At 58.7% G+C, this 13192-nt stretch carries 11 protein-coding genes; all 11 read left to right on the top strand.

All coding sequences use genetic code 11. The features are described 5' to 3' along the window. The first annotated feature begins 63 nt into the window (after nucleotides 1-63). Nucleotides 64-2019, top strand: coding sequence for an acetate--CoA ligase (gene acs / locus AWM69_RS04285; protein WP_131652734.1), 1956 nt, complete (start codon nucleotides 64-66; stop codon nucleotides 2017-2019). Nucleotides 2020-2549: 530 nt separating this feature from the next. Next, the gene (locus AWM69_RS04280; protein WP_048379079.1) at nucleotides 2550-3323 is read left to right on the top strand and encodes an ABC transporter substrate-binding protein; all 774 of its coding nucleotides are present in this window, start codon (nucleotides 2550-2552) and stop codon (nucleotides 3321-3323) included. Between the two features lie 91 nt (nucleotides 3324-3414). Then, entirely contained in the window at nucleotides 3415-4104 is a 690-nt protein-coding gene (locus tag AWM69_RS04275; RefSeq protein ID WP_048379081.1) for an ABC transporter permease, read from the top strand. Further along, on the top strand, nucleotides 4101-4799 hold the full coding sequence (locus tag AWM69_RS04270; RefSeq protein WP_131652736.1) for an ABC transporter permease: 699 nt from the start codon (nucleotides 4101-4103) through the stop codon (nucleotides 4797-4799). Before AWM69_RS04275 ends, AWM69_RS04270 begins: the two co-directional genes overlap by 4 nt. 3 nt (nucleotides 4800-4802) lie before the next feature. Further along, entirely contained in the window at nucleotides 4803-5915 is a 1113-nt protein-coding gene (locus AWM69_RS04265; protein ID WP_218725845.1) for a succinylglutamate desuccinylase/aspartoacylase family protein, read from the top strand. 23 nt (nucleotides 5916-5938) lie between these two features. Next, a complete protein-coding gene (locus AWM69_RS04260; RefSeq protein WP_218725844.1) occupies nucleotides 5939-6703 on the top strand; it encodes an ABC transporter ATP-binding protein in 765 nt (254 codons plus the stop codon). Between the two features lie 126 nt (nucleotides 6704-6829). Then, nucleotides 6830-7810, top strand: coding sequence for a transcriptional regulator ArgR (gene argR / locus AWM69_RS04255; protein WP_131652738.1), 981 nt, complete (start codon nucleotides 6830-6832; stop codon nucleotides 7808-7810). Between the two features lie 313 nt (nucleotides 7811-8123). Further along, complete coding sequence (locus AWM69_RS04250) at nucleotides 8124-9344, top strand: aspartate aminotransferase family protein (RefSeq protein WP_131652739.1); 1221 nt, start codon at nucleotides 8124-8126, stop codon at nucleotides 9342-9344. Between the two features lie 213 nt (nucleotides 9345-9557). Continuing rightward, nucleotides 9558-10577, top strand: coding sequence for an arginine/ornithine succinyltransferase subunit alpha (aruF, locus tag AWM69_RS04245; protein WP_131652740.1), 1020 nt, complete (start codon nucleotides 9558-9560; stop codon nucleotides 10575-10577). A gap of 55 nt (nucleotides 10578-10632) precedes the next feature. After that, complete coding sequence (gene astA / locus AWM69_RS04240; RefSeq protein ID WP_131652741.1) at nucleotides 10633-11670, top strand: arginine N-succinyltransferase; 1038 nt, start codon at nucleotides 10633-10635, stop codon at nucleotides 11668-11670. Further along, entirely contained in the window at nucleotides 11667-13133 is a 1467-nt protein-coding gene (gene astD, locus AWM69_RS04235) for a succinylglutamate-semialdehyde dehydrogenase (RefSeq protein ID WP_218726007.1), read from the top strand. The genes astA and astD overlap by 4 nt, the downstream gene beginning before the upstream one ends. Nucleotides 13134-13192: the final 59 nt, after the last annotated feature.

Genomic DNA, 13192 nt, shown 5'->3' with positions numbered 1-13192 from the left:
CAGGCCTTGGCCCGGCTACAACAGGGTCATAAAACAACAACTACAAACATTGAGGTATGAAACATGAGTGCCGCTTCCCTGTATCCCGTACGCCCTGAAGTCGCAGCCAATACGCTGACTGATGAGGCGACCTACAAGGCGATGTACCAGCAATCCGTCGTCAACCCCGATGGTTTCTGGCGCGAGCAAGCCAAGCGTCTCGACTGGATCAAGCCTTTCACTACCGTCAAGCAAACCTCTTTCGATGACCATCATGTCGATATCAAATGGTTCGCTGACGGGACTCTCAACGTTTCCTACAACTGTCTGGACCGCCACCTTGCCGAGCGCGGTGACCAGATCGCGATCATCTGGGAAGGCGACGACCCTTCCGAGCAGCGCAACATTACCTACCGTGAGCTGCATGAAGAAGTCTGCAAGCTTGCCAACGCCTTGCGCGGCCAGGACGTTCACCGCGGTGACGTAGTGACGATCTATATGCCGATGGTTCCCGAAGCCGTGGTCGCCATGCTGGCGTGTACCCGCATCGGTGCCATCCATTCGGTGGTCTTCGGCGGCTTTTCTCCCGAAGCACTGGCAGGCCGGATCATCGACTGCAAATCCAAAGTGGTGATTACGGCTGACGAAGGCCTGCGTGGTGGCAAGCGCACGGCACTCAAAGCCAATGTCGACGTGGCACTGACCAACCCCGACACTTCCAGCGTGCAGAAGATCATTGTGTTCCAGCGCACAGGTGGTGATATCGCCTGGTACAAGCACCGTGACATCTGGTACCACGATCTGATGGCTGTGGCTTCGACCCATTGCGCCCCGAAAGAGATGGGTGCTGAAGAGGCCCTGTTCATCCTTTATACCTCCGGCTCCACAGGCAAGCCCAAGGGCGTGCAGCACACGACGGGCGGTTATCTCCTGTATGCGGCGCTGACCCATGAGCGCGTGTTCGATTACCGTCCGGGTGAGGTTTACTGGTGCACCGCCGACGTGGGCTGGGTCACGGGCCATACTTATATCGTGTACGGGCCGCTGGCCAATGGTGCGACCACCGTATTGTTTGAAGGGGTGCCGAACTATCCGGATATCACCCGTGTCTCGAAGATTGTCGACAAGCACAAGGTCAACATCCTCTACACCGCGCCTACCGCCATTCGCGCCATGATGGCTGAAGGCCAGGCAGCGGTGAAGGGCGCTGACGGCTCCAGTTTGCGTTTGCTGGGGTCGGTAGGCGAGCCGATCAATCCGGAGGCCTGGAACTGGTACTACACCACTGTCGGCAAAGAGCGTTGCCCGATCGTTGATACCTGGTGGCAGACCGAAACCGGCGCCTGCATGATGAGTCCGCTGCCGGGTGCGCACGCACTCAAGCCGGGTTCTGCGGCACGTCCGTTTTTCGGTGTGGTACCGGCGTTGGTGGATAACCTGGGCAACCTTATAGAAGGTGCGGCCGAGGGTAATCTGGTCATCCTGGATTCATGGCCGGGTCAGGCACGAACGCTGTATGGCGATCACGACCGTTTCGTCGATACCTATTTCAAGACTTTCCGTGGCATGTACTTCACCGGTGACGGCGCGCGTCGTGACGAAGACGGTTACTACTGGATTACCGGGCGCGTGGATGACGTGCTCAACGTTTCGGGTCACCGCATGGGGACCGCCGAAATCGAAAGCGCGATGGTGGCTCACCCCAAAGTGGCAGAGGCGGCGGTTGTCGGTGTGCCTCACGATATCAAGGGGCAGGGGATTTATGTCTATGTCACCCTCAATGGCGGGGAAGCGCCGAGCGAGGAGTTGCGTCTTGAGCTGAAAAACTGGGTGCGCAAGGAGATCGGTCCGATTGCTTCGCCGGATGTCATTCAGTGGGCGCCGGGGTTGCCGAAAACGCGCTCCGGCAAAATCATGCGTCGCATCCTGCGCAAGATTGCCACCGGTGAATATGAAGGGCTGGGCGATATTTCGACCCTGGCCGATCCGAGTGTGGTGCAGCATTTGATCGAGACGCACAAGTCGATGAACGCCGCGTAACACCAGCTGTACTTCATGGAGCCCCGTCCGGTCATGCCGGGCGGGGCTTTTTGCTGGGCGGAAGATGTGCTGCGTCTTACCTCTGCAGGCGCGAGGTGGAGGGTGGTGTTACCGACGGTGTAACCGTGCGCACGAAAACGGGGCCTTGCTACACCCAAAGCACTGTTTTAGAGCTGTTTTAAGTGCGTATGTGAATAAGATGAAACGCTACACTTGCCGGAATAGAAGGCTTTGCGAATAATAGGCCCGCTATTTGCAACTCACATAGGTTCTATGTCTTTTGCTCTTGCATAAATTTGAAGAGCTGTCAACGCTTGGGGTCGCCTTTCTCGGTGCATCTGTAATTTGTTGTCGCATTGAAGAAATAACGGCTTGAAGCCTGTCGTTAGAATGCCGATCACTCGCTCGTCGATGTTGTACTGTTCACAGTGCAACGCCAGTAGGACGTGGCGCCGCATTCCCGGTTTAACCTCCGCACATTGGGCTTTTGCTCACTCTGCATTTATTGCCCTTACCGATGGAGTCCTAAGATGAAGAAACTCGTGCTTCTTGGCGCCCTGGCACTGTCCGTGCTGTCCCTGCAGGCTTTCGCTGATCAAAAACCTCTGAAAATTGGTATTGAAGCCGCTTACCCTCCGTTCGCTTCCAAAGCGCCGGATGGCAGTATCGTGGGCTTTGACTACGACATCGGTAACGCGCTGTGCGAGCAGATGCAGGTCAAGTGCGTTTGGGTCGAGCAAGAATTCGATGGTCTGATCCCGGCACTGAAAGTGCGCAAGATCGACGCGATCCTGTCCTCGATGTCCATTACCGAAGACCGTAAAAAGTCTGTCGACTTCACTAACAAGTACTACCTCACACCGGCACGTCTGGTGATGAAGGAAGGCGTAGTGGTCGGTGACAGCCTTGATGAGCTCAAGGGCAAGAAAATCGGCGTGCAGCGTGGTTCGATCCATGACCGTTTCGCCAAGGAAGTGCTGGCGCCTAAAGGTGCCACCGTTGTTCCTTACGGTTCGCAGAACGAAATCTACCTTGACGTGCAGGCCGGTCGCCTTGATGGCACCGTGGCCGATGCCACCTTGCTGGAAGACGGTTTCCTGAAAACCGACGCCGGCAAAGGTTTTGCGTTCACAGGTCCAGCGTTCACCGACGTCAAATACTTTGGTGATGGCGTGGGTATCGCTGTGCGCAAGGGCGACGCCCTGAAAGACAAGATCAACGCTGCCATTGATGCCATTCGTGCGAACGGCAAATACAAGCAAGTCCAGGACAAATACTTCAACTTCGATATTTACGGTCAGTAATACATCGCAGCGGTACGTCCGAAATGGCGCAAGCAGCAGAGTTTCTGAAGTTTGCGCCATTTTTTCATCTTAATTTTCGAGGACCTGAATCATGTTGAAAGGCTACGGGGCTGTCATCCTCGATGGCGCTTGGCTGACGCTTCAGCTCGCCTTGTCGTCCATGGCCCTGGCCATAGTTCTAGGTCTGATTGGTGTTTCATTGCGCCTGTCGCCAGTGCGCTGGCTGGCCTGGCTGGGCGATTTGTACTCAACGGTAATCCGCGGGATTCCCGATCTGGTACTTATCCTGCTGATTTTCTACGGCGGCCAGGACTTGCTGAACCGCGTCGGGCCGATGCTGGGCTACGACGACTACATTGATTTGAATCCGTTGGCGGCCGGTATCGGCACCCTCGGCTTCATCTTCGGTGCCTACCTGTCCGAGACCTTTCGTGGGGCCTTCATGGCGATCCCCAAGGGTCAGGCCGAAGCCGGGATGGCGTATGGCATGAGTCGTTTTCAGGTGTTCTTCCGGGTGTTGGTGCCACAGATGATTCGCCTGGCGATTCCCGGGTTTACCAATAACTGGCTGGTGTTGACCAAGGCCACGGCCCTGATTTCGGTGGTCGGCCTGCAAGACATGATGTTCAAGGCCAAGCAGGCGGCAGATGCCACTCGCGAGCCGTTCACCTTCTTCCTGGCCGTTGCAGCGATGTACCTGGTACTGACCAGTGTTTCGCTGCTGGCATTGCGACAACTTGAGAAGCGCTACTCGGTAGGCGTAAGGGCGGCTGATCTATGATCTTCGACTACAACGTCATTTGGGACAGCATGCCGCTGTACCTGAACGGAATGCTGGAGACCCTGAAGCTGTTGGGTATCTCGCTGTTTTTCGGTTTGCTGGCAGCGCTCCCGCTGGGGCTGATGCGGGTATCCAAAAATGCCTGGGTCAACTTTCCGGCCTGGTTGTTCACTTACGTGATCCGTGGCACGCCGATGCTGGTGCAGCTGTTCTTGATCTACTACGGGCTGGCTCAGTTCGAAGCGGTACGCGAGAGCGTCCTGTGGCCGTTGCTGTCCAGTGCAACTTTTTGCGCGTGCCTGGCATTTTCTATCAATACCAGCGCCTACACCGCTGAAATCATTGCCGGCAGCCTCAAGGCCACACCCAATGGCGAGATCGAAGCGGCCAAGGCGATGGGCATGTCACGCGCCAAAATGTATCGCCGTATCCTGCTGCCATCGGCCATGCGCCGGGCGTTGCCGCAATACAGCAACGAAGTGATCATGATGCTGCAGACCACCAGTCTGGCGTCCATCGTGACCCTGATCGACATCACCGGGGCTGCTCGTACCGTTAATGCGCAGTATTACTTGCCGTTCGAGGCCTACATCACCGCGGGTGTCATCTACCTGTGCCTGACCTTCATTCTGGTGCGCCTGTTTAAACTGGCCGAGCGCCGCTGGCTGGGCTATATGGCCCCGCGCAAGGCCTGACCCATGGAACGGATCGATCATCTGTTGCCGTGGAGCAGCCTGGGCAGTGAGCGCCGGTTGTCGGTGTTTCGTTTCGGTGTCGGCGAGCGCAAGGCTTACATTCAGGCAAGTCTGCACGCGGACGAGCTGCCGGGCATGCGCTGCGCTTGGGAACTGAAAAAACGCCTGGCCGAGCTTGAGGCTCTGGGTGCCCTGAACGGTGTGATCGAATTGGTGCCCGTGGCCAATCCGCTGGGCCTTGGTCAGCTATTGCAGGGCAGTCATCAGGGGCGCTTCGAGTACTCCAGTGGCAAGAACTTCAACCGCGATTTCGTTGAGTTGAGTGAGCCGGTGGCGGACAGGCTGCAAGGGCGATTGGGCGATGACCCGCATGCCAATATCCGTTTGATTCGTCAGACGATGCTGGAGGTGCTGGCTGAACTGCCACCAGCGGCCAATCAGCTCCAGGGCATGCAGCGCGTCTTGCTGAGCCATGCCTGTAACGCCGATATCGTGCTCGACCTGCATTGCGACGCGGAAGCCGCATTGCACATGTATGCCTTGCCTCAGCATTGGCCGCAATGGCGTTCGCTGGCAGCGCATTTGAATATGCGGGTTGGCTTGCTCGCCGAGGATTCGGGCGGGAGTTCGTTCGATGAGGCTTGTTCTTTGCCGTGGCTGCGGTTGCAGCGCGAGTTCGGCGAGGCGCAGATTCCTTTGGCCTGCATGGCCACCACCCTTGAGCTGGGTGGGCAGGCAGACACCGGGCGAGCAGAAGCCGAAGCCTATGCTGAAGGTATTCTGGCGTTTCTGGCCGAGCAGGGCCTGATCTCCGGGGACTGGCCTGAGCCACAGTACGAAGCCTGTGAAGGTGTGCCTTTTGAAGGGACTGAGTTGTTGTTTGCACCGCACCCCGGTGTGGTGAGTTTTTTACGCCCGGCGGGCGCCTGGGTTGAAGCCGGCGAGCCGCTGTTTGAAGTGATTGATCCTTTATCTGACCGGGTCAGTACGGTATGCGCAGGCACGGCCGGCGTATTATTTGCCGTTGAGCGACTGCGTTATGCCCAACCCGGTTTCTGGCTGGCCAAAGTGGCGGGGCGCGAGCCTTTGCGTCACGGGCGCTTGCTCAACGACTGACTGTTTTTGTGAGAACCGACAGCATGTACAAACTTGAAGTCCAAGACCTGCATAAACGCTATGGCAGTCACGAAGTGCTCAAAGGTGTGTCTCTGGCCGCCAAAGCTGGCGATGTCATCAGCATCATCGGTTCCAGTGGTTCAGGCAAAAGCACCTTTTTGCGTTGCATAAACCTGCTCGAGCAGCCGCATGCCGGCAAAATCCTCCTCAATGGTGAAGAGCTCAGGCTGGTTGCCAACAAGGACGGCGCGCTCAAGGCTGTTGATCCCAAGCAGTTGCAGCGCATGCGTTCGCGGCTGTCGATGGTGTTTCAGCATTTCAATCTGTGGTCACACATGACGGCGCTGGAAAACATCATGGAAGCGCCGGTGCATGTACTGGGCATGTCCAGGTCCGAGGCGCGGGACAAGGCTGAGCATTACCTGAACAAGGTCGGTGTTGCTCATCGCAAGGACGCTTACCCGGGGCACATGTCCGGTGGTGAGCAGCAGCGCGTGGCCATTGCCCGTGCGCTGGCGATGGAGCCCGAAGTCATGTTGTTTGACGAGCCGACCTCAGCCCTCGACCCGGAGCTGGTCGGTGATGTATTGAAGGTGATGCAGGACCTGGCTCAGGAAGGCCGGACCATGGTGGTGGTAACTCACGAAATGGGCTTTGCCCGCGAAGTGTCGAACCAGTTGGTATTTCTGCATAAGGGCATCGTTGAAGAAAGTGGCAACCCGCGTGAGGTGCTGGTCAACCCGCAATGCGAGCGACTGCAGCAGTTCCTGTCTGGCAGCCTGAAATAACCGCACTCTTAAGACTGCCGTTGTGCACCAAAATAGGTCATGCTCCGCATCCTGCGCAGCTGGCCTAGGCTGGGTGTTTGGCGCATTTGGTTTTTATCCCCCCGTTTTCGTTCCGGATAGCACGCTATGACCGCCCATCGAATTGGTTTCCTCATTTGGCCCAGCACCAAAGCCTTGACTCTGGCGCTGGCAGAGGAAGCGTTGCGTGTTGCTCAGCGCGTGCATCCTGAAGTCGTATACGAACTGCTTTTCTTGCAGGCCGAACCACCTGCCGAGGGTGCCTGGCAGTTACCCGGTGAGCCGTGGGCCGGCAAGCTCGAAGGGTGTCAGAAACTGTTCCTGCTGGCTGATGAGCCGCCAGGCGGCATAGCGCCGGCCTTGAGCAGTGCGCTCAAACAGCTGGTGCGTGCTGGCTGTGTGATAGGCGGGCTTTCGGCCGGGGTTTACCCCTTGGCGCAACTGGGCCTGCTTGATGGTTATCGGGCTGCGGTGCATTGGCGCTGGCAGGATGACTTTGCCGAGCGCTTCCCCAAGGTGATCGCCACCAGCCATTTGTTTGACTGGGACCGTGATCGTTTGAGTGCCTGCGGCGGGTTGTCGGTGCTGGATCTGCTGCTCGCGGTGCTGGCTCGTGATCATGGGGCCGAGCTGGCGGGAGCGGTATCTGAAGAGTTGGTGGTGGAGCGTATTCGTGAGGGGGGAGAGCGTCAGCGCATTCCGTTGCAGAACCGTCTTGGCTCCAGTCATCCCAAGTTGACCCAAGCCGTGTTGTTGATGGAGGCCAATATCGAAGAGCCGCTGACCACCGATGAAATTGCCCAGCACGTCTGTGTCTCCCGTCGGCAACTGGAGCGGATCTTCAAGCAGTACCTCAATCGCGTGCCAAGCCAGTATTACCTTGAGCTGCGTCTGAACAAGGCGCGACAAATGCTGATGCAAACCAGCAAGTCGATCATTCAGATCGGTTTGTCGTGCGGTTTCTCTTCCGGGCCGCATTTCTCCAGTGCCTATCGCAACTTCTTTGGCGCTACGCCTCGCGAAGACCGCAACCAGCGCCGCAGCAGCAGCCCGTTTGAGCTGTCTTCGGCCCCGGCCGAACGCGGCTAGGCCCGCAAGGTTTGCACGTGGCTTGAGTCGCAGGCGGTTCGCTCCTCAGGATCGGCCCCGACTCAAGGAGTGAGCAGCGTGCGACGCGGGCTTTGCCCCGGAACATTCTCGAGACAAAAGTCTTTTCTCCGTACTCTCAGCGTTTAAACTGCGCCTTTGCGACGAAATATGTCGCATTGCCGTAAACCCGGTGAAACCGTGGTTTGGCGCTATAAGAAGTTGTCGCTTGGCGACAAGGCCGCAGCATCATCTGTCCTTACAATCCCCCCATCGCTCGCCATTTTAGGCAGGCGTTCCTCTTCAGGAGACTCCGATGTCCGTTGAGCAAGCCCCGGTGCAACGCGCCGATTTCGACCAGGTCATGGTTCCTAACTACGCACCTGCGGCCTTTATTCCTGTGCGCGGTGCCGGTTCCCGAGTATGGGACCAGGCGGGCCGAGAGCTGATCGATTTCGCGGGTGGCATTGCCGTTAACGTCTTGGGTCATGCACATCCTGCCCTGGTGGGAGCGCTGACCGAGCAGGCCAATAACCTGTGGCACGTGTCCAACGTCTTCACCAACGAGCCGGCACTGCGCCTGGCCAAGAAGCTGGTCGAGTCGACGTTCGCCGAGCGCGTGTTCTTCTGCAACTCCGGTGCCGAAGCCAACGAGGCCGCCTTCAAGCTGGCCCGTCGTGTTGCCCACGATCGTTTTGGTGCCGAGAAATACGAAATCATTGCCGCACTCAACAGCTTCCACGGTCGTACGCTGTTCACCGTGAACGTGGGCGGGCAGTCGAAGTATTCCGATGGTTTCGGTCCAAAAATTACCGGCATCACCCATGTACCGTTCAATGATCTCGCAGCGCTGAAAGCGGCGATCTCGGACAAGACCTGCGCCGTGGTGCTGGAGCCGATTCAGGGTGAGGGCGGCGTGCTGCCGGCCGAGCTGGCTTACCTGCAAGGTGCCCGCGATCTGTGTGATCAGCACGATGCGTTGCTGGTGTTCGACGAAGTGCAAACCGGCATGGGCCGTACCGGCGAGTTGTTCGCCTACATGCATTACGGCGTCACCCCGGACATCCTGACCAGCGCCAAGAGCCTGGGCGGTGGTTTCCCGATTGCCGCCATGCTGACCACAGAAGCGCTGGCCAAGCACCTGGTGGTCGGTACTCACGGTACCACTTACGGCGGCAACCCGTTGGCGTGTGCCGTGGGGAACGCGGTCATCGACGTGGTGAACACCCCTGAAGTGTTGGGCGGCGTGAGAGCCAAGCACCAGCAGTTCAAAACCCGCCTGGAACAGATTGGCCAGCAATACGGCCTGTTCACTGAAGTCCGCGGTTTGGGCCTGTTGATCGGTTGCGTATTGAGCGATGCCTGGAAAGGCCGCGCCAAAGACATTTTCAATGCCTGTGAAAAAGCAGACCTGATGATTTTGCAGGCCGGCCCCGACGTGGTGCGTTTCGCGCCAAGCCTGGTGGTCGAAGATGCGGATATCGAAGAAGGTCTGTCGCGTTTTGAGCGTGCTGCGAAAGCGCTGACTCAAGCCTGAGTGTGATCTCGACGCCCGGACTTCCGGGCGTCGAACCGAATTTTATGTGCCGAGCCTGATTCTCATTTCATTCAAATACCCCTGTAGGAGCGAGCTTGCTCGCGGTAGCGTCTCTGGTCGTTATCTCCATCGTGAGCAAGCTCGCGCCTACAGGGTTGGTTGAAATCCTGCTCGGTATTTTCCTATGTAGTGAAAGGATTAAGGAGTGACACCATGCTGGTGATGCGCCCCGCGCAAATGGCTGACCTGGACGAGGTACAGCGTCTGGCTGCGGACAGCCCGATTGGTGTCACTTCATTGCCGGACGATATCGAACGCCTGCGTGACAAGATCGCTGCGTCCGAAACATCTTTTGCGGCCGAAGTCAGCTTCAATGGCGAAGAGAGCTATTTCTTTGTGCTTGAAGACACCGCCAGCGGCAAGCTGGTGGGCTGTTCGGCCATCGTGGCCTCGGCCGGTTACTCGGAGCCGTTCTACAGCTTCCGTAACGAGACCTTCGTCCATGCTTCCCGTGAACTGAAAATCCACAACAAGATTCACGTTCTGTCGCAGTGCCATGACCTCACCGGGAATAGCCTGCTGACCAGTTTCTATGTGGTTCCGCAGCTGGTGGGTTCGGCCTGGTCCGAACTCAACTCCCGCGGCCGCCTGCTGTTCGTGGCCAATCACCCGGAGCGGTTTGCCGACTCGGTGGTGACTGAAATCGTCGGTTACAGCGATGAGAACGGTGATTCGCCATTCTGGGACGCCATTGGCCGCAACTTCTTCGACTTGAACTATGCCGCCGCCGAACGCTTGTGCGGGCTGAAAAGCCGCACCTTCCTCGCTGAGCTGATGCCGCATTACCCGATTTACGTGCCGTTGCTGCCTGATACCGCCCAAGAGGCGATGGGGCAAGTTCACCCGCGTGCGCAAATCACCTTCGACATCCTGATGCGCGAAGGCTTCGAGACCGATCACTACATTGATATTTTCGATGGCGGGCCGACGCTGCATGCCCGGGTTTCGGGCATTCGTTCGATCGCCCAAAGCCGTGTGGTCCCGGTCCGGATCGGTGAGCTGATCAAGGGCGGTGGGCGACAGTACCTGGTGGCCAATGCCCAGTTACAGGACTACCGCGCCGTGTTGCTGGAGCTGGACTGGGCGCCAGGCAAGCCGGTCACGCTGGACCTGGAAGCGGCCGAAGCACTCGGTGTTGGCGAAGGTGCCAGTGTACGAGTGGTTGCGGTTTAACGCCTTTGAGCGAGTTTCGCGGGGTTCGTCAGCGAGCCCTGTTTGAGGAGATAGCATGATCGTTCGTCCTGTACGCAATAGCGATTTATCGGCTCTGATCGAGCTGGCCCGCAGCACGGGCACCGGCCTGACCACGTTACCGGCCAATGAAGAGCGTCTGTCGCACCGTGTTGGCTGGGCTGAAAAAACCTTCCGTGGCGAAGCCGAACGCGGCGATGCGGATTACCTGTTCGTGCTCGAGGACGACGACGGCAAGGTGGTCGGTATTTCGGCAATCGCCGGCGCTGTCGGCCTGCGTGAGCCCTGGTACAACTTCCGGGTCGGACTGACCGTCAGCGCCTCTCAGGAGCTGAGTATTTATCGTGAGATTCCGACGCTGTTCCTGGCCAATGACCTGACCGGCAACTCGGAGCTGTGCTCGCTGTTCCTCAGTGCCGATTACCGCACCGGCCTGAACGGCCGCATGCTGGCCAAGGCGCGGATGCTGTTTATTGCCGAGTTCCCTGAGTTGTTCGGCAACAAGATCATTGCCGAAATGCGCGGCATGTCCGACGAGTCCGGTCGTTCACCGTTCTGGGAAAGCCTGGGCCGGCACTTCTTCAAAATGGAATTCAGCCAGGCTGACTACCTGACCGGCGTGGGCAACAAGGCCTTCATCGCCGAGTTGATGCCAAAATTCCCGGTATACACCTGCTTCCTGTCGCCGGATGCCCGCGCAGTGATTGGCAAAGTGCACACCGACACTGAGCCCGCCTTGAACATGCTCAAGAGCGAAGGCTTCAGCTATCAGGGTTATGTCGATATTTTCGACGCCGGCCCGGCCGTGGAGTGCGAGACCAGCAAGATCCGCGCCGTTCGCGACAGCGAAGCGCTGGTGTTGTCCATCGGCACGCCGGGTGATGATGCCCCGGCCTACCTGATCCACAACCGCAAGCGCGAAGAGTGCCGCATCACCGCAGCCCCTGCGCGGTTGGCTGCAGGCACGCTGGTGGTCGACAAACTGACCGCCAAGCGTTTGCAACTGAGCGCCGGCGATCAAGTGCGGGCAGTTGCGTTGTCTGCTCAACCAGTTGCCCCACGGGAGTCGAAATAATGAGCACGTTGTATATCGCAGGTACCTGGCAGGACGGGCAGGGCGAAGCCTTTGAATCGCTGAACCCGGTGACGCAACAGGTGCTGTGGACCGGTCGCGGCGCAGATGCCGGCCAGGTCGAAGCTGCCGTCAAGGCAGCCCGCGAGGCATTTCCGGCCTGGGCCCGGCGCTCTTTCGAAGAGCGTCTGAGCGTGCTCGAAGCTTTCGCTGCCAGCCTGAAAAATCATGCTGACGAGTTGGCCCGCTGCATCGGTGCCGAAACCGGCAAACCGTTGTGGGAATCGGCCACCGAAGTCACCAGCATGATCAACAAGGTCGCGATCTCGGTACAAAGCTACCGTGAGCGCACCGGTGAAAAAAGTGGCCCGCTGGGGGATGCAACGGCAGTGTTGCGGCACAAGCCCCACGGCGTTGTGGCGGTGTTTGGTCCGTACAACTTCCCGGGGCACTTGCCCAACGGGCATATCGTTCCGGCGTTGCTCGCGGGTAACAGCGTGGTGTTCAAGCCCAGCGAACTGACCCCGGCGGTGGCAGAACTGACGGTCAAATGCTGGATCGAGGCGGGCTTGCCGGCCGGCGTCTTGAACCTGCTGCAAGGCGCACGCGAAACCGGCATCGCGCTGGCGGCCCATGCGGGCATCGATGGCTTGTTTTTCACTGGCTCCAGCCGTACCGGCAATGCATTGCATCAGCAGTTTGCCGGTCGCCCGGACAAAATCCTGGCGCTGGAAATGGGCGGCAATAACCCGCTGGTGGTCGATCAGGTGGCCGATCTGGACGCCGCGGTCTACACCATCATTCAATCAGCGTTTATTTCGGCCGGGCAGCGTTGCACCTGTGCCCGTCGTTTGCTGGTACCGCAGGGCGCGTGGGGCGACAGCCTGCTGACGCGCCTGGTTGAGGTCAGCCAAAGCATTGAAGTCGGTGCATTTGACCAGCAACCTGCGCCTTTCATGGGCTCGGTGATTTCCCTCGGTGCCGCGCGCGCCTTGATGGAGGCCCAGGAAGTCTTGCTGGCGAATGGCGCGGTGTCCTTGCTGGAAATGACCCAGCCAGACGCTAATGCCGCGTTGCTGACGCCGGGTCTTATCGATGTGACCGAGGTGAGCGAGCGCTCGGACGAAGAACTGTTCGGGCCGTTGCTGCAAGTGATTCGCTACGCTGACTTTGATGCGGCGATTGCTGAGGCGAACAACACGGCCTTTGGTTTGGCGGCGGGTTTGCTGTCGGACTCCGAAGCGCGTTATCAGCAGTTCTGGCTCGAAAGCCGCGCCGGGATCGTCAACTGGAACAAGCAACTCACCGGTGCCGCCAGCAGCGCACCGTTTGGCGGCGTGGGAGCCTCGGGCAATCATCGCGCCAGCGCCTATTACGCGGCGGATTATTGCGCGTACCCGGTGGCATCCCTGGAAACCCCGACCCTGACCTTGCCTGCGGCCCTGACCCCGGGCGTGCGATTGTAAGCAGACCGGGTCGTCGCGGGAGCTAAGTCCGCACGATCCCGGGCCCTGTTTCAGGGCCC

Origin of the sequence: Pseudomonas sp. D1HM (genome assembly GCF_019266105.1) — a bacterium.
GTDB classification, from domain to species: Bacteria; Pseudomonadota; Gammaproteobacteria; order Pseudomonadales; family Pseudomonadaceae; genus Aquipseudomonas; species Aquipseudomonas taetrolens.
This window is presented reverse-complemented; position numbering and strand designations above follow the sequence as displayed.

Coding starts and splice junctions, on each gene's coding strand:
- AWM69_RS04250 (WP_131652739.1), top strand. CDS start 8,124: ATGTCCGTTGAGCAAGCCCCGGTGCAACGCGCCGATTTCGACCAGGTC.
- AWM69_RS04265 (WP_218725845.1), top strand. CDS start 4,803: ATGGAACGGATCGATCATCTGTTGCCGTGGAGCAGCCTGGGCAGTGAG.
- AWM69_RS04260 (WP_218725844.1), top strand. CDS start 5,939: ATGTACAAACTTGAAGTCCAAGACCTGCATAAACGCTATGGCAGTCAC.
- AWM69_RS04275 (WP_048379081.1), top strand. CDS start 3,415: ATGTTGAAAGGCTACGGGGCTGTCATCCTCGATGGCGCTTGGCTGACG.
- acs (WP_131652734.1), top strand. CDS start 64: ATGAGTGCCGCTTCCCTGTATCCCGTACGCCCTGAAGTCGCAGCCAAT.
- AWM69_RS04280 (WP_048379079.1), top strand. CDS start 2,550: ATGAAGAAACTCGTGCTTCTTGGCGCCCTGGCACTGTCCGTGCTGTCC.
- argR (WP_131652738.1), top strand. CDS start 6,830: ATGACCGCCCATCGAATTGGTTTCCTCATTTGGCCCAGCACCAAAGCC.
- astA (WP_131652741.1), top strand. CDS start 10,633: ATGATCGTTCGTCCTGTACGCAATAGCGATTTATCGGCTCTGATCGAG.
- aruF (WP_131652740.1), top strand. CDS start 9,558: ATGCTGGTGATGCGCCCCGCGCAAATGGCTGACCTGGACGAGGTACAG.
- AWM69_RS04270 (WP_131652736.1), top strand. CDS start 4,101: ATGATCTTCGACTACAACGTCATTTGGGACAGCATGCCGCTGTACCTG.